General features: G+C 73.3%; 20 protein-coding genes and 1 riboswitch. Of the genes, 9 read left to right on the top strand and 11 right to left on the bottom strand.

The annotated features are described in order from the left end of the window. Position 1 precedes the first annotated feature (1 nt). On the bottom strand, positions 2 to 799 hold the full coding sequence (locus tag ACFWFZ_RS16520; protein WP_387122801.1) for an acetoacetate decarboxylase family protein: 798 nt from the start codon (positions 797 to 799) through the stop codon (positions 2 to 4). 138 nt (positions 800 to 937) lie between these two features. Here ACFWFZ_RS16520 and ACFWFZ_RS16525 point away from each other — a divergent pair, with 138 nt between their 5' ends. From ACFWFZ_RS16525 to ACFWFZ_RS16550, 6 genes are all read left to right on the top strand, one after another. Further along, positions 938 to 1582 (top strand): TetR/AcrR family transcriptional regulator, encoded by a 645-nt coding sequence (locus ACFWFZ_RS16525; protein ID WP_387122804.1) that lies wholly within the window; start codon positions 938 to 940, stop codon positions 1580 to 1582. Between the two features lie 151 nt (positions 1583 to 1733). Then, positions 1734 to 4331, top strand: coding sequence for an MXAN_6230/SCO0854 family RING domain-containing protein (locus tag ACFWFZ_RS16530; RefSeq protein WP_387122807.1), 2598 nt, complete (start codon positions 1734 to 1736; stop codon positions 4329 to 4331). Positions 4332 to 4373: 42 nt separating this feature from the next. Beyond that, positions 4374 to 5351 (top strand): DEDDh family exonuclease, encoded by a 978-nt coding sequence (locus ACFWFZ_RS16535; protein WP_387122810.1) that lies wholly within the window; start codon positions 4374 to 4376, stop codon positions 5349 to 5351. 99 nt (positions 5352 to 5450) lie between these two features. Further along, entirely contained in the window at positions 5451 to 5684 is a 234-nt protein-coding gene (locus tag ACFWFZ_RS16540) for a hypothetical protein (RefSeq protein ID WP_075972011.1), read from the top strand. A gap of 81 nt (positions 5685 to 5765) precedes the next feature. After that, positions 5766 to 6557: an SURF1 family protein gene (locus ACFWFZ_RS16545; RefSeq protein ID WP_387122813.1), complete on the top strand. Its 792-nt coding sequence runs from the start codon at positions 5766 to 5768 to the stop codon at positions 6555 to 6557. A gap of 10 nt (positions 6558 to 6567) precedes the next feature. After that, the gene (locus ACFWFZ_RS16550; RefSeq protein ID WP_387122816.1) at positions 6568 to 7323 is read left to right on the top strand and encodes an SDR family oxidoreductase; all 756 of its coding nucleotides are present in this window, start codon (positions 6568 to 6570) and stop codon (positions 7321 to 7323) included. 78 nt (positions 7324 to 7401) lie between these two features. On the opposite strand, the gene amaP is transcribed toward ACFWFZ_RS16550, so the two are convergent. The 8 genes from amaP to ACFWFZ_RS16590 all read right to left on the bottom strand — a co-directional run bounded on the left by amaP (position 7402) and on the right by ACFWFZ_RS16590 (position 12864). Next, a complete protein-coding gene (amaP, locus tag ACFWFZ_RS16555; RefSeq protein ID WP_387122821.1) occupies positions 7402 to 7959 on the bottom strand; it encodes an alkaline shock response membrane anchor protein AmaP in 558 nt (185 codons plus the stop codon). Beyond that, positions 7956 to 8522, bottom strand: a complete 567-nt coding sequence (locus ACFWFZ_RS16560) for a DUF6286 domain-containing protein (RefSeq protein WP_387122824.1) — start codon at positions 8520 to 8522, stop codon at positions 7956 to 7958. The genes amaP and ACFWFZ_RS16560 overlap by 4 nt, the downstream gene beginning before the upstream one ends. Then, positions 8519 to 8851 (bottom strand): hypothetical protein, encoded by a 333-nt coding sequence (locus tag ACFWFZ_RS16565; RefSeq protein WP_387123155.1) that lies wholly within the window; start codon positions 8849 to 8851, stop codon positions 8519 to 8521. Before ACFWFZ_RS16565 ends, ACFWFZ_RS16560 begins: the two co-directional genes overlap by 4 nt. A gap of 111 nt (positions 8852 to 8962) precedes the next feature. Next, the gene (locus tag ACFWFZ_RS16570) at positions 8963 to 9148 is read right to left on the bottom strand and encodes a hypothetical protein (RefSeq protein ID WP_030662934.1); all 186 of its coding nucleotides are present in this window, start codon (positions 9146 to 9148) and stop codon (positions 8963 to 8965) included. A 17-nt stretch (positions 9149 to 9165) separates the two neighbouring features. Then, entirely contained in the window at positions 9166 to 9591 is a 426-nt protein-coding gene (locus ACFWFZ_RS16575; RefSeq protein ID WP_387122827.1) for an Asp23/Gls24 family envelope stress response protein, read from the bottom strand. Positions 9592 to 9721: 130 nt separating this feature from the next. Continuing rightward, positions 9722 to 10501 (bottom strand): enoyl-CoA hydratase/isomerase family protein, encoded by a 780-nt coding sequence (locus tag ACFWFZ_RS16580; RefSeq protein WP_387122830.1) that lies wholly within the window; start codon positions 10499 to 10501, stop codon positions 9722 to 9724. Positions 10502 to 10658: 157 nt separating this feature from the next. Beyond that, positions 10659 to 10880, bottom strand: coding sequence for a helix-turn-helix domain-containing protein (locus ACFWFZ_RS16585; RefSeq protein WP_030010789.1), 222 nt, complete (start codon positions 10878 to 10880; stop codon positions 10659 to 10661). A 385-nt stretch (positions 10881 to 11265) separates the two neighbouring features. After that, positions 11266 to 12864: an ABC-F family ATP-binding cassette domain-containing protein gene (locus ACFWFZ_RS16590; protein ID WP_030029785.1), complete on the bottom strand. Its 1599-nt coding sequence runs from the start codon at positions 12862 to 12864 to the stop codon at positions 11266 to 11268. Between the two features lie 330 nt (positions 12865 to 13194). Here ACFWFZ_RS16590 and ACFWFZ_RS16595 point away from each other — a divergent pair, with 330 nt between their 5' ends. Next, positions 13195 to 13590: a VOC family protein gene (locus ACFWFZ_RS16595; RefSeq protein ID WP_030829593.1), complete on the top strand. Its 396-nt coding sequence runs from the start codon at positions 13195 to 13197 to the stop codon at positions 13588 to 13590. A gap of 105 nt (positions 13591 to 13695) precedes the next feature. Here the strand turns inward: ACFWFZ_RS16595 and ACFWFZ_RS16600 are convergent, their stop codons facing one another. Together ACFWFZ_RS16600 and ACFWFZ_RS16605 are read right to left on the bottom strand one after the other, a co-directional pair. Continuing rightward, positions 13696 to 15123, bottom strand: a complete 1428-nt coding sequence (locus ACFWFZ_RS16600) for a hypothetical protein (RefSeq protein WP_387122833.1) — start codon at positions 15121 to 15123, stop codon at positions 13696 to 13698. A 116-nt stretch (positions 15124 to 15239) separates the two neighbouring features. Beyond that, a complete protein-coding gene (locus ACFWFZ_RS16605) occupies positions 15240 to 16370 on the bottom strand; it encodes an alpha/beta hydrolase family protein (protein WP_387122836.1) in 1131 nt (376 codons plus the stop codon). A 309-nt stretch (positions 16371 to 16679) separates the two neighbouring features. On the opposite strand from ACFWFZ_RS16605, the gene ACFWFZ_RS16610 reads away from it, so the two are divergent. Together ACFWFZ_RS16610 and ACFWFZ_RS16615 are read left to right on the top strand one after the other, a co-directional pair. Continuing rightward, positions 16680 to 17948, top strand: coding sequence for an anion permease (locus tag ACFWFZ_RS16610; protein WP_387122839.1), 1269 nt, complete (start codon positions 16680 to 16682; stop codon positions 17946 to 17948). 31 nt (positions 17949 to 17979) lie between these two features. Further along, positions 17980 to 18201, top strand: a complete 222-nt coding sequence (locus ACFWFZ_RS16615; protein WP_387122842.1) for a hypothetical protein — start codon at positions 17980 to 17982, stop codon at positions 18199 to 18201. A gap of 188 nt (positions 18202 to 18389) precedes the next feature. Next, a riboswitch (cobalamin riboswitch) is annotated at positions 18390 to 18476 on the top strand. Positions 18477 to 18504 lie beyond the last annotated feature (28 nt).

Here is an 18504-nt window from a genome sequence, read left to right on the forward strand (position 1 = left end):
CTCACAGGCTCCCTTCGGGTGGTCCGTCGAGGACCTGCACCGGGTCGTCGTAGCGCTGGTGGATGTACGGGAGGAGGGCCCGGGCGCTGACCCGTTCGACGACGCGGCCCTTCTGGTCGGTGGTCTTCTCGCCGATGGTGATCTCCACGATCCGGCGGACGGGGAGGTCGGCTACGGGATCGAACATCGACTCGCGCAGGACGATGTCGCCGGTGACGTGCTCCAGCCTGCGGACCTTCTCGTTGCGGACGCAGTGCACGAGGACCGGGTCCGCCTCGAAGCCCGAACCGTCCACGGCGGGAAGGAACTTGAAGTAGAAGTCGGTCTTCCGGGTGGGCTCGGGCAGCGGGAGCGGGCGATCCACGGCGCCGCGCACCTCGACGAAGGCGATGCCGTGCCGGGCGAGGGCGGCCCGGACGACGAGGCCGTCGCGCTCGACGGTGACCTCGCCCAGCTTCTTCGGTTCGCCGAAGACCTCGCGGCCACCGGTCAGGGCGCGTTCGTGGGTCATCGGCATGACCAGCGGATACCAGCCGCCCACGCCGTCGTGCCGGGCGGCGACGGCCACCGAGCCGGCGCCCAGCGGGTAGCCGGGCAGGTCGACCTTGCTGATGCTCGCCCGCACGAGGGGCCGGTCGGCCGGCTTGAGCGGCGGCGGGAGGACCGCGGCGACCACGTCCGGATCGGTCTCCCAGACGGCCACCACACCGGTGGACCAGATGTCGGGGAGCTTGGAGCTCTTCTCGCGCGACGCGGCGATCTCGGCCTCGGTCCGCGCTCCGTACCGTACGCGTGCCATGTCTCGCACCATCTCTCGTCTAGGGCGGAGTCGGTTCTGTAACACAGTTACACCGCCGCGGATGAAGGGTAAAGTCCTCTGCACACACCAGAACTGACGTATCGACAGATGCCACCGGAAGATCGGCGGGCCGCTGACATGGCCAGATCCTCGCTGACCCGCGACGAGGTGCTGGACGCCGCCGCGTCCCTGGTCAGGCAGCGCGGCCCGGCCGCGCTCACGATGCGGGGACTCGCCGCCGAGCTGGGCACCGCGGTGACCTCCATCTACTGGCACGTCGGCAACCGCGAATCGCTGCTCGACGCCCTCGTGGAGCGGACCGTGCAGGAGATGGGCGCGATCCGCCCCGCCGGCCGCACCCCGGCCGAGCGGATCGTGTCCGTCGCCCGGATCCTGCGCCGCGAGCTGCGCGAACGCCCGCACCTGATCGCGATGGTCCACGAACGCGGTCTCACGGAGCGGATGTTCCTCCCCGCCCAGCAGGCGCTCGTCCACGAGGTGCACGCCGCGGGCCTGCGCGGCGGTCGGGCGGCCGACGCGGTGCGCGCGGTGCAGTTCCAGATCGTCGGGTTCCTGCTGGTCGAGCGCAACCGCGAGCGCTCCCCCGCCCAGTCCCCGGCCGAGAGCGAGCTCTGGGACCCGGCCGCGGCCCCGCACGACCCGGCGCTCGCCCGCGCGCTGGCCCGGCCGGCCGACCCGGAGCGGCTGTTCCTGCTGTCCGTACGCGCCCTGGTGACGGCCCTGCTGGCGGCGCCGCCACAGGCTCCGGGAACTGCTCGGTAAATCGGTTTGCGCCGCGGCGCGGCCGTGGTTGTATCTGATGCGCGGGGGCGGCTCCGCGACGTGCTTCCTTCTCACTTTCCTATGACGACGCAGCGCGTCCCCTCTCCGCCCCTGCCCCACCTCTCTCCCCCGTTCCGGAGGACTCCCCCCTTTGCCCGAGCTGTCGACCGTCCTGCTGCGCCGTCTCCACACCGTGTACGTCGACCAGGCCGGGCCGCGCCCCGGCGATCCGTCCACGACCGAGGGCCTGACCGCCCTGGAGGCCGAACTCCTCGACCGGGGCTTCGCCCTGACGGCGCCGCTGCGCTCCGCACTCGCCTGGCTCGGCCCCTCAGGGCTCGCCGACGCCGGCACCTCGCTCGTCCGCGACATCGACGTCCTGCTGGGCGCCGACCGCACCCACATGCCGCTCTTCCGCACCTTCCCGGCCTCCGTACCCGACGACACCCACGGGCTGTGGCTCGACCGGGTCTTCGCGCTGCTCCTGCAGTGGCCCGCACAGCCGTGCGTGCTGTGCACGACCATCGGCAGCGTCCACCCCGTCTCCCCCTGCGCCCACCTCGTCTGCCGCAGCTGCTGGGACGGCTCCGTCTACACCGGCTGCCCGATCTGCCACCGCCGGATCGACCCCGCCGACCCCTTCCTGGACCCGGCCGCCGAGCGGCCCGGACGGCCCGCGCCCGGGGAGCCCGCGGGTCCGCTGCGGCTGCTGAACCTGGGCACCGACCGCGCGGCCGACGCGGTCACCGCCCTCGGCCGACTGCTCGCCCGCCGGACCCCGCTGTCGGCCCAGGACACCGAGGAGGCCAAGGTGCTGCTCGCCGCCGCGCCGGCCGGCCTCGACTGGCTGCCGGACGCCATCTTGGTGCGGGAGACCAAGGCCATGGTGCTCGGCACCCTGCTGCGCGAGCGCCGCACCGGGGAGGCCGTACGAGCCGTCCTCCCCCGGTGGCTGACCACCGCCACCGACGTGCTGCGGCTGCTCGCCGTCTGGTCCGGCGGCGGGGCCGACCTGCTGGCGCCGCCCCGGATGCGTTCCCTGCCGCGCCCGCTGCGCCGCGAACTGCTCGCCGTGCTGGACGGGCTGGACCCGGCGCTGCTCGTCGAGGACGTCCTGCGCCACCCCGACCCCTGGAAGCGGGCCGCCGAGATCCTGCACCCCTTCGAGCAGCACGGGCGGCACCCCCGGGCCGCCCTGGCGTTCGCCGTACTGCGCGGGACCGACGTCCACGGCACCGCGCTGGGCGAGGCGCTGCTGGCCACCGCCGCCGAACACCCGGGGGCCGTAAGGGTCGACGGCTCCCGCATCCGGGCCGCCACCTGGACCGGCCGAGCCGAGGAGGCCTTGCGCGGACCGGACCCGGACCTCGCCCTCGCCGTCCTCGCGCAGCGGCCCGGGGAACTCGTACGGCGCCTCGACCATCTGCTGCGCCGGTACGCGGCCGACGCCCTGCCCGAGCAGGTCGCGGCGGTGCTGGAGCAGCGGCTGCCGAAGGCGGGGCCGGGGCCGGTGCTGTCCGCGCTGGGGCGGCTGCGGATCCGCCATCTGCCCGGTACCCGCAGGGTGTTCTTCCCGCGCGGCCAGGTCGCGCACTCCTACACCGTGGACGACACCCGGGTCCCGCTCGCCGAGCCGGTGACCCGCGCGGTGACCGGCCTGTTCGAGCGGGAGCTGCTGCGCCGGCTGGCGGCGGCCGAGCCGTACGAGGTGGCGGTCCTCGACTCGCGCCTGACCCACCTGCACGTCCCGTCGGCCGAGCGGGCAGCGGCCAAGGCCCTGGTCACCGTCCCCAAGGGCAGCTTCCAGAGCCTGCCCGACGGCGAGGTGCTGCGGATGTTCCTGCACTGGACGCAGCCGCCGAAGAAGACGGTGGACCTCGACCTGTCGGTGGTGCTGTTCGACGGGGACTGGAACTACGCCGGCCTGTGCGACTACACCAACCTCGTCCACGGCGGGCGGGCCGTCGTCCACTCCGGGGACCTCACCTCCGCCCCCGCACCCGCCGGGGCGAGCGAGTACGTGGACATCGACCTCGACGCCCTGGCCGACACCGGCGTGCGCTTCGCCATGCCCGTCGTCTTCAGCTACAACAACATCCCCTTCGAGCTGCTGCCCGACGCCTTCGCCGGCTTCATGGCCCTGCCGAGCCGCTCCGGGCGCACCTCCCGCTACGACGCACGGACCGTGCGGCAGCGCTACGACCTGGTCGGCAACTCCCGGATCCACGTGCCGCTGCTCGTCGACCTGGAGCGGCGCGGCTTCCTGTGGACGGACGTGCACCTGCCGGACGACGAGGGCTACCACAGCGTGTGTGCGCACCGGGAGGACCTGGCCCGGATCGGCCGGGACCTCTTCCAGTACTTCTCCACCGGCCGCACCACCCTGTGGGAGCTGGCGGGGTGGCACGCGGCGGCGCGCTGCGAGGAGGTCGTCGTGCTGCGCCGCACGCCCCGGCCGAGCGATCCCGACGAGCTGTGGACCTACCGGCGCCGGGCGGACGAGGACCGTGAGGCCTTCGCCGCGCGGCTGCTCGGGCTGCGCGATCCGGACACCGCGCTGCCCTCACCGGAGGTGGAGGCCCTCGCGGGCGCGGCCGCCTCGGGCAGGTCGGCCCTGCTCGCGCTGGTGGACGGCGACGTGGCGCCGTCCGGTGCGCGGGGGTCCGCATACCGGTTGCTGCCGGGGCCCGTTGACGGCTGCGGGCTCGAACAGCTGGCCGCCGGAGACCTGGTCTCGGCCCTGGGCTGACCCAGGGTGGGGCGGCGGTGTCAGTCCGTGCCGATATCCTCTGTGACCATGCTCGACGACCGTACGACCGCAGAGACGACGTGGCCGACCGCGTACCCACAGGGGTACGCGGTCGTCGACGTGGAGACGACCGGGCTCGCTCGCGACGACCGGATAGTCTCCGCCGCCGTCTACCGGCTCGACGCACAGGGCAACATGGAGGACCACTGGTACACGCTGGTCAACCCGCAGCGGGACCCGGGGCCGGTGTGGATCCACGGTCTGACGAGTGACGTGCTCGCCGGTGCGCCGCTCTTCAGGGACATCGCCGAGGAGTTCGCCGGTCGGCTCGCGGACCGCGTCCTGGTCGCGCACAACGCCATCTTCGACTGGCAGATGATCGCCCGGGAGTACGCGCGCGCCGAGACGACCGCGCCGGTCCGTCAGCGGCTGTGCACCATCGCCCTGTCGAAGGAGCTGAACCTCCCGCTGCCCAACCACAAGCTGGAGTCGCTCGCCGCGCACTTCGGCGTGGTCCAGCAGCGCGCCCACCACGCCCTCGACGACGCCCGCGTGCTCGCGGAGGCCTTCCGTCCGTCGCTGCACGCGGCGGCGCAGGGCGGCGTACGGCTGCCCCTGCTGGAATGCCGGCCGCTGACGGAGTGGTCGGACTCCGCCGCCGCCCCGCGCGTGGGCCACCAGGCGTCGTACCGGGGCGGCAGCTGGCGGCCCTCGCGCAAGCGGCCGCCGTGCCCGCACCCCAACCCGGGGCGGTTCGAGGACGGCAAGCCGCTGAAGCAGGGCATGCGGATCGCGTTCTCCGGCGACACCTCGGTGGAGCGGGAGCTGTTGGAGGACCGGGCGGTCGAGGCGGGCCTGCACGTGGCGACGAGTGTGTCGCGGCTCACCAGCCTCCTGGTGACGAACGACCCCGACTCGGCGACCTCCAAGACGGTCAAGGCGAAGTCCTTCGGCACCCCCGTCGTCGACGAGGCGGCCTTCACACAGCTGCTGCGGGACGTGGCCCCGGCCGGGGACTGAGCGGCCCGGGCGCCGCCCGTTGGGCCGCTCGGGTGTCCGCGCGACGACTCACCAGGGTGGATCTTGTTCCGCCGCTCCGCCGTGCGCAGCATGCGGCGCATGGCACGTTGTGAGGTCTGCGGAAACGACTACGGCATGTCCTTCGAGGTGCACGCGCAGGGCGCGGTGCACGTCTTCGACTGCTTCTCCTGCGCCATCCACCGCATGGCGCCCATCTGCGAGCACTGCCGGGTCCAGATCATCGGGCAGGGCGTCGAGGTCGAGGGCCAGTGGTTCTGCGGCGGGCACTGCGCCCGCGCGGAAGGGAAGGTGGGCATCGTCGACCACGTCTGACCGCCGCTCCGTCTCCTTACCCCGACCCCGGAGGGCCACCCGGCCGCCGGGGTCGTGCTCGGCCGGGGTACCGTCGTGGGCGTGTACCGCTTTGTGCTGACCCGGCAGTGGGTGTGCCTCACCCTCGTCGCCCTCGTCCTCATCCCCGTGATGATCAAGCTGGGGTTCTGGCAGTACCACCGCCATGTGCACCGGGTCGCGCAGAACCAGCTGATCGAGGCGAACCTGCGGGCGAAGCCCGTCCCCATGACCGAGGTCACCTCCCCCGGCCACAAGGTCCCCCGCGCCGACTTCTGGCGCGCTGTCACCGCGACCGGCACGTACGACTCCGCGCACGAGGTGGTCGTACGGATGCGCACCTCGAACGACGACAAGGTCGGCTTCCATGTCCTGACCCCGCTCGTCCTCGGCGACGGCCGGGTGGTGCTGGTCGACCGCGGCTGGGTGCCGGGCGGCGACGACCCGCGCGCCTATCCGCCGGTGCCGGCGGCGCCCGCGGGCGAGGTGACGGTCACGGGGCGGCTGAAGGCCGACGAGACGAGCGGCGGCAGCGGCATCAAGGACCGCAAGGGCCTGCCCGACCGTCAGGTGATGCTGATCAACAGCGGGCAGCAGGCGGAGTACCTGGGCCGGCCCGTCCTCGGCGGGTACCTGGAGCTGACCGATCCGGATCCGGGTGACGGCGGTCCGGAGACCGTCGCCGACCCTGACCACGACGCGATCGGCGCGCACATGGCCTACGCGGTCCAGTGGTGGCTGTTCGCCTCCGCGGTCCCGGTGGGCTGGCTGGTCCTCGTCCGCCGCGAGAGGCGCGACCGCGAGGAGGCGGCGGCCCGGGCCGAAGCCGCCGAGCAGGAGCCCGCGACCGCGTAGCGTGTCGGGCATGGATCTTGGACTGAAAGACCGTGTCTACATCGTCACCGGGGCCACGCGCGGCCTCGGCATGGCCTGCGCCCGGGAACTGATCGCCGACGGCGCGAAGGTCCTCGTGACGGGCCGGGACGAGCAGCGGACGGCCGCCGCGGCCGCCTCGCTCGGCCCCGACGCCGCGGGTGTCGCCGCGGACAACGCGGACCCGGCGGCGGCCGGCCGGCTCATCGCCGCCGCGCACGAGCGCTTCGGCCGCTTCGACGGCATCCTCATCAGTGTCGGTGGACCCGTCCCGGGCTTTGCCGTCGACAACACCGACGAGCAGTGGTCGGCGGCCTTCGAGTCGGTCTTCCTCGGTGCGGTGCGCCTCGCCCGGGCGGCCGCCGCGGCGCTGGGCGAGGGCGGGGTCATCGGCTTCGTCCTGTCGGGCTCGGTCCACGAGCCGATCCCCGGTCTGACCATCTCCAACGGGCTGCGCCCGGGTCTGGCCGGCTTCGCGAAGTCCCTCTCGGTGGAGCTCGGTCCGCGCGGGATCCGCGTCGTCGGTCTGCTGCCGGCCCGTATCGACACCGACCGGGTGCGGGAGCTGGACGCGCTGTCCGGCGACGCCGAGGCGGCCCGCGCGGGCAACGAGTCCCGCATCCCGCTGCGCCGGTACGGCGCCCCGGAGGAGTTCGGCCGTACGGCGGCTTTCCTGCTCTCACCGGCCGCCTCGTACCTGACGGGCGTGATGCTTCCGGTCGACGGCGGCTCCCGGCACGGCTTCTGACCGTCCGTCCCGGCACCGGGCCCCTCTGCGAGCCCGCCCGCCCGGCGGCTGCCCGCCCGGCGGCTGCCGCGACGGCCGTCAGCTGACGCGGCGGGCGCGGTGGGACGTGACCTTGAAGCGGGCGTCCGCCGACAGGTCCGGGAGGCCCGCGGAGGTCCGGGCGTGGGTCAGGACCGGTCCCGCCAGTCCGGCCAGCGTGTCGGCCGGGACGGCGTGGGGCTCCAGCTCCACCGCCACCCGCAGGGCGGGAGAGCCGCGCCGCCCGCGCAGTACGACCCGGCAGCCGGCGACCCCGTCCAAGGCACCGGCCTCGGCGGCGACGGCGTCCGCCAGGGCTGGGCCGCGCAGCACGGCGAAGGCTCCGTCCCCGGTGTCCACGGCGACCGTCCGCAGCCGCGCGCGCTTCAGCTGGGCCAGCAGCCACCACAGGGCCAGCAGCACGCACACGACGAGCGCGGCGATCAGCGCCCACCACCACCAGCCGTCGGCGTGCAGGTACCGGCGCCGGTCGGCGGCGCTCAGCAGGGGCGCGGCGCGGCCGCCCAGCGGCCGTACGGCCGTCAGCAGTACGACGCCGGCCGCCAGCAGCACCGCGCCGGCCACCGCCAGCAGGATCCGGTTCACGGTTCCGATCAATCCGCTCGCCTCCTGACCTTCAGGCGCGGCCGCGGCGGGTGCACGAGGCCCAGTTCGTCGATGCCGACGGCGATCACCGCGTCCAGGTCGGCCCGTACCGCGTCCAGTTCGCGGAAGTGGGACGTGGCCCGCACCCGGACGCGGGAGCGGCCCATCCGGACCCGGGCGGACCGTACGCCGGGCACTTCCATGGCCCGGTCACGCAGCACCTGGGCGGCGTCCCTGCGGCCGATCCCGGCCCGCAGCCGAGGGCCGGCCTGCTGGTCGCCGTCCTGCTCACCGGGGCTCCTCATCATCAGGATCCTGCGGATCCCGGGGGTGAAGGCCAGCAGCAGGAGCACCGCTCCGGCCAGGACCAGGATCCCGCCGGCCACCTGCACCTCCGGGTCGGCCGGGGTGTAGACCTCCAGCCGGTGGGCGAGTTCGCGGCGCCAGGCCATGGCGGGGCGGTCGGCCCGTACTGCGGCCAGGTCGTAGAGGAACAGACCCACCACCGCCAGCACGAGCAGGGCGACGAGGGCCGCGGGGATGCGGCGGGCGGAGCGGAATCGGCGTGCCGTCACCGCAGCCGCCGGTCCCGCCCGGCGCCGGTCCGGGTGTGGGCGGAGTGCAGGTGCTCGATGTCGACGTCCACCTCGGGTACGGACATGTTCGCGCACTCCTCGACGCGGCGTACGACGCGGCTGCGCACGGCCGCGCACTGGGCGCCGAGGTCCGAGGGGTAGTCGAGCTCCAGGCTCACCCGGACCCGTGCGATGTCGTGGTGCACGGTGACGGTGGCGTGCGGGGGCGGGCCGGAGCTTCCGGCGAGCGCCTCCCGGGCGGCCTGCGCGGCGATCTTGGCGACGACCCGGTCGGCGATCCGGGTGGCCCCGCGGTCGCCTGCGGCCACCGCGGCCGGGGTGGCCCGTGCGCCGGTGCGCGGCGCTGCGGGGTCCGGCGCTGCTGGGTCCGGCGGGGTGGGGTCCGGCGGGGTGGACTGCGGCGGAGTGCTCACCCCGGCTCACCTCCGCCGGTCGTCGCGGCGGCGGAACAGGTCCCCGGGATCCAGGTCCCCGTCGAGGAAGCGACCGGCGACGAAGCCGACGGCTCCGAGGGCCGCGACCAGCAGGAAGGCACCGAAACCGCCGAAATAGCCGGCGAACCCCAGGGCCATACCGGCCAACATGCCGGCGACCGCCATGCTCATGTGCGGGCTCCTCTCGGCTACTGGAGTCGGGACTCCGGCTCCTCGTCGGGCTCGTCAGGCAGCTTGACGTCGCTCACGGCGATGTTGACCTCGACGACCTCCAGGCCGGTCATGCGCTCGACCGCGGAGACGACGTTCTCACGGACCGCCCGTGCCACGTCACGGATCGACACGCCGTAGTCGACGACGATCTCCAGGTCGAGGGCGGTCTGGACCTCGCCGACCTCGGCCTTGACCCCGCGGCTGACCGAGGCTTTGCCGCCGCCGGGAACGCGGTCGCGGACGGCGCCGAACGTACGGGAGAGGCCGCTGCCCAGGGCGTGCACGCCGACCACTTCACGGGCGGCGAGGCCGGCGATCTTCTCGACCACCCCGTCCGCGATGGTCGTGCGCCCCCGGTCGCCGGGTGCCTTGTGGGAGCCCCCTGATGCGGTGTCGGTCATCGCGTGTCCCTTCACGTATACGGACTCACTCCGCTCCACGTTAGGCGCGCGGAGCCAGGAAGGCGCCCCGGGGCTACGCCGACCGGCGTGGTCCCGGGGCGCCACATGCCTTCGCGGGTGGGGGCGGGGGTCAGTCCGAGAGGCCCGCCAGGTCCCGCAGGCGGCGTGCCTGGGCCGCACGCTCTGCGGCGCGCTGGTCGTCGTAGGGGCGGGTCTGCGCGGAGCGCAGCAGGGTCTTCGTCTCGATCACGGCGTCCCGCGGCGGGGCCAGCAGGGCGGTGGTCAGGTCCTGGACGGCGGCGTCGAGCTCGTCCGCCGGAACGACCAGGTTGGCGAGGCCGACCCGCTCCGCCTCCTCGGCGTGCACGAAGCGGCCCGTCGCGCAGATCTCCAGCGCGCGGGCGTAGCCGACCAGGGAGGCCAGCGGCTGGGTGCCGGCCAGGTCGGGGACCAGTCCCAGGCTCGTCTCGCGCATGGCGAACTGCACGTCGTCGGCGACAACGCGCAGGTCGCACGCGAGTGCGAGCTGGAAGCCGGCGCCGATCGCGTGCCCCTGCACGGCGGCGACGGAGATGATGTCGTTACGCCTCCACCAGGTGAACGCCTCCTGGTACTCGGAGATGGTGGCGTCGAGCCGTTCGTCCGAACCGCGCGCCAGATCGAGGAAGGACGGCTCGCCCTCGAAGCCTTCGGGGGTGAACGCCTGCCGGTCGAGCCCGGCGGAGAAGGACTTGCCCTCGCCGCGCAGCACCACGACCCGGACGGTGCCCGGCAACGTCCTTCCCGCCTCGACCAAAGCCCTCCAGAGCGCGGGGGACTGGGCATTTCGCTTGGCCGGATTGGTCAGTGTCACCGTGGCGACCGTGTCGTCGACGGTGAGCCGTACGCCGTCCTTGTCGAGCAGAGCCATCTGTATGCCTCCGGTGTGCAGTCGGCCGCAAGCTCGGCCTAAGTGACTGCACAGTAACCACCCGGTCGGCCGGCAGGCCGACCGGGGGTCACCGGAGGGGACGTCGGATCATGTGAGCCTCGGAGCCGTTGGAGCGTTGGAACCGATGGATCCGGGGTCAGGCCGTAGCCGCCTTCTTGCCACGCGTCGCGCCACCGCGGCCACGCAGCGAAACCCCGGACTCACTGAGCATCCGGTGGACGAATCCGTAGGACCGGCCGGTCTCTTCGGCCAGCGCCCGGATACTCGCACCGGAGTCGTACTTCTTCTTCAGGTCTGCCGCGAGCTTGTCGCGCGCGGCGCCGGTCACCCGGCTGCCCTTCTTCAGAGTCTCGGCCACCCGTGCCTCCTCGTGGGAAGTGCGCTCTGGACTTCTCATGATCACCCCTCCCCGGCTTCCTGGCCACCCATTCAGCAAGGTCGGTACGACGGCATTTCCCGAGCCGTGGACGACCGAGCAGAACGGAATCCCTTCTTCCGCTGCATGACTTCCGTCACACTTCGCCGACCGCCCCAGGAATCTCCAGGTCAGGGGCCGGACCGCGGAAAACCGACGGCCCCGGTCGCGCACCTTCGCGGGTGCGGCCGGGGCCGTCGTACGACGCGCAACGGTACGAGACCGTCTCACTCAGATGATGGATCACCCCTGAGCCGAATGATCCATAAGGAACTGGATCAGTGCCGGGACGGGAATCCCGCACCGTCCCGGCCCAGCCGGGCGGCGGTCAGGCGAGGGCCACCAGGTCGCGGTAGTCCGGCCCCCACAGGTCCTCGACGCCGTCCGGCAGCAGGATGATCCGCTCCGGTTCGAGGGCCTCGACGGCGCCCTCGTCGTGCGTGACGAGGATGACCGCGCCCTTGTACGTGCGCAGCGCGCCCAGGATCTCCTCGCGGCTGGCCGGGTCGAGGTTGTTCGTGGGCTCGTCGAGGAGCAGCACGTTCGCCGAGGAGACGACCAGCGTGGCCAGGGCCAGGCGGGTCTTCTCGCCGCCGGAGAGCACGCCCGCGGGCTTGTCGACGTCGTCGCCGGAGAAGAGGAAGGAGCCGAGCGTCTTGCGCACGGCGACCAGGTCCAGGTCGGGTGCGGAGGAGCGCATGTTCTCCAGGACCGTGCGCTCCGGGTCCAGGGTCTCGTGCTCCTGGGCGTAGTAGCCGAGCTTGAGGCCGTGGCCGGCGACGACCGTGCCGGTGTCGGGCTTCTCGGTGCCCGACAGCAGACGGAGCAGGGTGGTCTTGCCGGCGCCGTTGAGGCCGAGGATGACCACGCGGGAGCCCTTGTCGATGGCCAGGTCGACGTCGGTGAAGATCTCCAGGGAGCCGTACGACTTCGACAGGCCCTCGGCGGTCAGCGGGGTCTTGCCGCAGGGCGCCGGATCCGGGAAGCGCAGCTTGGCGACCTTGTCGGAGACGCGGACGGCCTCCAGGCCGGACAGCAGCCGCTCGGCCCGCTTGGCCATGTTCTGCGCGGCGACCGTCTTGGTGGCCTTGGCGCGCATCTTGTCGGCCTGCGAGTTCAGGGCCGCGGCCTTCTTCTCGGCGTTCTGGCGCTCGCGCTTGCGGCGCTTCTCGTCGGCCTCGCGCTGCTGCTGGTAGAGCTTCCAGCCCATGTTGTAGACGTCGATCTGGGCGCGGTTGGCGTCCAGGTAGAACACCTTGTTCACGACGGTCTCGACGAGGTCGACGTCGTGGGAGATCACGACGAAGCCGCCGCGGTAGTTCTTGAGGTAGTCCCGCAGCCAGACGATCGAGTCGGCGTCGAGGTGGTTCGTCGGCTCGTCGAGGAGCAGGGTGTCGGCGTCGGAGAAGAGGATCCGGGCCAGCTCGACGCGGCGGCGCTGGCCGCCGGAGAGGGTGTGCAGCGGCTGGCCGAGGACCCGCTCGGGCAGGCTGAGCGCGGCCGAGATCGTCGCGGCCTCGGACTCGGCGGCGTACCCGCCCTTGGTGAGGAACTCGGTCTCCTGGCGCTCGTACTGCTTGAGCGCCTTCTCGCGGGTGGCGCCGGAGCCGGTGGCGATGCGCTCCTCGTTCATCCGCATCTTCTTGATGAGGACGTCGAGGCCGCGCGCGGAGAGGATCCGGTCGCGGGCCAGTACGTCGAGGTCACCGGTGCGCGGGTCCTGCGGCAGGTAGCCCACCTCGCCCGAACGGGTGATGGAGCCGCCGGCGGGCTGGCCCTCCCCCGCGAGGCACTTGGTGAGGGTGGTCTTGCCGGCGCCGTTGCGGCCGACGAGGCCGATGCGGTCGCCCTTGGCGATGCGGAAAGAGGCGGACTCGATGAGGACGCGGGCGCCGGCGCGCAGCTCTACGCCGGTGGCGGTGATCACGGAAATACTCCAGGGCGGGTGGGGACGGCGGAAGGGGGCAGGACGCGAGGCTTCGACGCCGCTAATCCGCGAGGAGATTTGCCATGGGAGACATTCTACCGGGGGTGTGCAACTGGTTTCCGGGGCGGCGGCCCGGCGGCCCGGCCGCCGCCCCGTCCGCTCCCCCGGGCCCCCGTCCGGCCCGGCCGCGTCGGCTTCACGGCCGACCGGCGGGTTCTGCCAGGGCTACCGGACCGGCGACATGGCCCGGTGCAACACCTTCCGCTGACCGTCGTCGGCGCCTGCCATGCTGTGTGACGCGGGTCACCGTCACGAGAGGGAGTGATCGTCATGGCAGGCGTTCCGTCCATCTGTCCCACGCTGGTCTACCGCGACGCGAAGGCGGCGATCAAGCTGCTGACCGAGGCCTTCGGCTTCAGCCAGGTCGCGGTGTACGAGGGGGACGACGGCTCGGTGGTGCACGCGGAGCTGGCGTACGGCAACGGTGTGGTGATGCTGGGCAGCAAGGGCACGGGCGGGGCCTTCGACAAGGCCATGGAGGGCGCCGGCCCCTCGGGGGTCTACGTCGTGGTCGACGACGTGGACGCCCACCACGGGCGGGCCGTCGAGCACGGTGTGGAGATCCTGATGGGACCCACCGACCAGGACTACGGCTCCCGTGACTACATGGCCCGGGACGGCGAGGGCAACATCTGGAGCTTCGGCACGTACGCGCCGCAGGTCTGAGACCGGCGGCGCGTCAAGCGCCGCGAGCCCGGCACGACCGGACCCGCGGCCCGACCGGACCCGCGGCGCACACGGACCCGCGGCGCGTACGCGCGTAGCGTCGCGTCAGACGCCGCCGGTGTGGACCTGGAAGGCGGCCCGCCGGACCGCTTTGGCCAGGGCCGGGTCCGGGTGGGCCGCGGCCAGCGCGACCAGCACCTGCACGGTGCGCGGATGGCCGACCGCGCGGACCTCGTCCAGCAGCCGGGGGACGGTGGTGCGGACCGCCGAGTCCAGGTGGCGGGCCAGCAGCTCGGCCTCGCCGTGGTCGGCGATGGCGGCGGCGGTGTCCACCCAGAGCCAGGTCGACTCCTCGGCGGTGAGCACGTCCTGGGCCTCGTCGGGGTCGATGCCGTCGTGCTCGGCGAGCCAGAGCAGCGCGTACGGGCGCAGCGCGGGCTCGCGCACGGTGGCGCGCACCTCGGGCTCCGCGGGGGCGCCGACCACGCGCAGCGCCTCGAAGGCGAGGCCGCGCAGCAGGGCGTCCTCGCCGCGGGCGGCCTGGAGGAGCTCGGCCACGGCGTGGCCGACGGGCCGGGCGGCCAGCCAGGCCCGGTACTCGGCGCGGGCCGGTCCGGGGGTGAGCCGGGCGCAGCCGTGCAGCATGGCGGCGGCGGACTGCTCGATGTTCCCGGCGGGGCTCTGCGCCGCGACGCAGATCTGCTCCAGCTTGACCCAGACGGCCCAGCTGCCGAGAGGGGTCAGGGTGGCCCGGGCGGGGCCGAGGGTGACGGCGTCCACGGCGGCGAGGCCGCCGAGCGCCCAGCGCAGCAGCCGGGCGAGCGGGACCTGGCGGGTCTCCGCGGAGGCGGTGGCCGCAGGCGTCCGCGCCGCCGCGGGCTCCGCCTCGTAGGGGATCTCGCAGCGTTCGTCGCGCAGTTCCGTGACGCGCTGCCCGAGCAGGTCGAGCAGGTCGGGGACGGTCACGGGGCCCGCGGACAGCTGGAGCAGGGAGAGGAGCTGGGGCATGGCCTCGACGACCTCGGCGACGGCCGCGGGGGCGATGTCGGCGGGGGCCGGGTGGACCAGCGACCAGGCGTCGAAGAGGGCGACCCAGCCGCGCAGGACGGCGGTGTCGTCGCGGTCCCAGGCGCGCAGCCGCCAGCCGGGGCGGGCGTGGCCGCCGTGCACCTCGACCAGGCCGGCGAGGCGGGCGCGGTCCCAGCCGACGCGGATCTGGCCGTGCGTCAGGCCCAGCTCGGCGGCGGCGCGTTCGACGTCGGCGGCGGGCAGGGCTCCCGAGGGGGCCGCCCGGCCGCCGTCCGCGGCACCGAGGTTGCGCTCGGCCCATCGGGTCAGGCGCACGGCGTCCGCCAGCGAGGCCCTGGCCCGGTTCGCGAGGTCGGCGGTGGCCGGGGTGCCCGCCGGGGGCCTCGGGGCGGGGCGGGTCCGGCGGTCGGTCACCGCCTTGCGCGCCGCGGCGACGGAGCGCGGGGAGACGAGTCGGAGTCTGGAGTCGCGAGCCAACTGCTCATCAGGCTTTCGGGACGTCACGGAAGCAGTCTCGCCCGTCACTGGCCGAAAGCCCAAACGGAATCGGCTCCTTCACCACCCGCCCGAGGGGCAGACCGGGACAACCCGCCCGCAGGGCTCGGTCCGTCACACGGCCTTCACATCAGAGGGGTGAGGAAGCGGCGCAGCGCTTCCTCGTAGCCGGCGGGATCGGCGTTCCACATCGCGCCGTGCCCGGCCTGCCGCACCGTGTGCAGGGTGATCAGGTCGGGGCGGGCGGCGGCGAGCCTGCGGGAGGGCTCCCAGGGGGCGAGCGCGTCGTCCGGCCCGTGGAAGATCAGCACGGGGACCCGCAGCGCTGCGGGGTCGGCGCCGGGCGGCAGCCGGTCGGCGCGCAGCCCCGCCCGGCTCTCGGCGGCCCGGACCGCCAGCGGCAGCACCGGGGCCGGGGTGCGGCGCGCAGCGGCGAGTGCGCGCAGGGTGGTGTGCCAGTCGAGCACGGGCGAGTCCAGCACCAGGCCGGCGACCCGGTCGGCGAGCGCGGAGCGCTCGACGGCGCGCAGGGCCATGGTGGCGCCGGTGGACCAGCCGTGCAGGATCACGCGCCGGGCGCCGTAGCGCAGGGCGTAGCGGATGGCGGCGTCCAGGTCCCGCCACTCGGATTCGCCGAGGTGGCCGAGGCCGTCGGGGGATTCGGGGGCGCCGAGGTCGCCTCGGTAGCCGAGGTCGAGGACGGGCAGCCGGTGGCGGTGCAGGAAGGGCATGACCACCATCGGGTACTCGCGGCCGGCGCCGAGTCCGTGGACGGTGATCACCCAGGTGTCCCGGGCGGCGGGTACGAACCACGCCGGGAGGGCGCCGAGCTCGCCGGGGACGTCCACGTCGGCGTGGTCGAGCCCGAGCGCGGTGCGGGGGTTACCGAGGTGCACCTGGGGGGTGAGGGTGACCCGGGTGCCGGGGTCGAGCCTGCCGTGGGTGACGGCGAGGAGCCTGCGCACGACGGTGTCCGGGTCGTGGTCGGCGTCCTGGAGCACGGAGCCGACGACGGCGTGCACCCCCGGTGCGACCAGGCCGTACGTACCGGGGCGCAGGGAGGCGAGGGAGCGGGTCAGCGCGATCCGGCCGTCCCCGGCGGAGTGGACGCTCAGCCGGGTCCCGCCGGGGAGCGGCGCGCCGGGCCGGGGTCGCAGGGCGGCGTCGGCGGCGTACCGGCCGGCCGCCACGGCGGCCACCCCCGCGCCGACGAGGGTCGTGGTGACGGCCGCTGCCGCCGCTGTAACGGTACGCACCGTCCCAGTGTCGTCGCGCAGAGTCGGGCGGGCCACCGGAGGGGGCCATTGCGGGTCTACGCGGGGAGAGTGATCTGGGTCTCATTCGACGGCGAGAGGGGTGGCCGGGGGGCGTCCCCGGGGACGTGCGGAGGGGTTCATTCACCCGGCTTTGACCTGCATTAATGCCGAAATCTACGCAAGAATCAGGACGAATGTCCCGATCGCGCCCCGTGCCCGTACACCGCTCCGCCGGAGCCAGTTCACCTTCCGTTCATCCAGGTTGCCTACGTTCGCCGAGCCACTGACGCCAAACAGAAGCCTGGGTAAATGGAGCACATAACGCTTCTCCTCGGGATCGTGATCATCACCGCTCTCGTGTTCGACTTCACGAACGGTTTTCACGACACGGCCAACGCGATGGCCACCACCATCTCGACCGGCGCCCTCAAGCCCAAGACCGCGGTGGCCATGTCCGCCGTGCTCAACCTCGTCGGCGCGTTCCTGTCCGTGGAGGTCGCCAAGACGATCTCCAAGGGCCTCGTCAACGAGGAAGGCATCCAGCCAGAGGTGATCTTCGCCGCACTAGTCGGCGCGATCCTCTGGAATCTCGTCACCTGGCTGGTCGGACTCCCGTCCAGTTCCTCCCACGCCCTGATGGGCGGCCTGATCGGTGCCGCGGTCGCCTCCGCCGGCCTCGGCGCGGTCGACGGCGGGGTCCTCGTGACCAAGGTCCTCATCCCCGCGATCGCCGCGCCGCTGGTCGCCGGCATCGCCGCGTACCTGGCCGCCAAGCTCACCTACAAGCTGGGTGACAAGGTCGGCGAGAAGACCTCCACCAAGGGCTACCGCACCGGTCAGATCGCCTCGGCCGGTCTGGTCTCCCTCGCGCACGGCACCAACGACGCGCAGAAGACGATGGGCATCATCACGCTGGCCCTCATCGCCGGCGGCGCGCTCGCGCCCGACGCGGACCCGCCGGTCTGGGTCATCGTCTCCGCCGGTCTGGCGATCGCGCTCGGTACCTACCTGGGCGGCTGGCGCATCATCCGCACGATGGGCAAGGGCCTGACCGACCTGCAGCCGCAGCAGGGCTTCGCCGCCCAGACCTCGGCCGCGTCCGTCATCCTCGCCTCCTCGAACCTGGGCTTCTCGCTCTCCACCACCCACTCGTGCTCCGGTGCGGTCATGGGTGCGGGCCTGGGCCGCAAGGGCGGTGTGGTCCGCTGGTCCACCGCGACCCGCATGTTCGTCGCCTGGGGCCTGACCCTGCCCGCCGCCGCGCTGGTCTCGGCCGGTGCCGAGCTGGTCATGCGCACCGGTGACATCGGCATCGCCGCCGTCACCGTCTTCCTGGTCGGCTCCTGCCTCGCCATCTGGCTCATCTCGCGCCGCCAGGTCGTCGACCACCACAACGTCAACGACGTCGAGCACGCGGACGCCGAGGAGCCGGGCGTCGTCACCACGGCGATCGCCGCCGTCACCGTCCCGCCCACCGTCGCCGCGGCCGGCACCACCGCCGCGGTCACGGACGACGACCTCAAGGCCACCATCCCGGCCGCGACGCAGACCCCGGCGGCTCCGGCCGCCACGGTCTGACCGAGACAGAGACACAAGAGGAATCGGCAGTATGAAGATCGACTGGGAAGCGCTGGGCTCCGTCTTCGGGGTCAGCCTCTTCGCCACCGTCGCCCTCGTGGCCCTCTTCACCCTGGGCCTGGTGGGCCTGTCCAAGCACGAGGCCGCCACCGAGCAGGGCGGCACCGCCACCCTGGCCCGCAGCGGCGCGTACCTCTGCTTCGCGCTCATCACGGCGGCCGTGTCGTACGGGATCTACCTGATCGTCGCCTGACGCCGCCTGCCTCCCCCGCGGCAGCGCGGACACGGCGTGAAAACGCGTGAAAGCTCGTGAAAGCTCCTTCCGGGTCCGTCCCGGAGGGGGCTTTCGCATCTCCCGGCCCTGCCGCACCGCAGGTCAACGGCGAGTTGACGGGCCTTCCGGGTGCGTGGTGGACTGCCCGAGCCAATACGGCGGCATGGAGAGGAAGTCCGGTGCGATTCCGGCGCGGTCCCGCCACTGTCACCGGGGAGCGCACGCCGCGCGTGCGCCCCGGGAGCCAGGAACTCTCGCCGCCGGACACGTCGAACCAGGGCG

The sequence above is a fragment of the Streptomyces sp. NPDC060232 genome, assembly GCF_042726555.1.
In the GTDB taxonomy this organism is placed as follows: Bacteria; Actinomycetota; Actinomycetes; order Streptomycetales; family Streptomycetaceae; genus Streptomyces.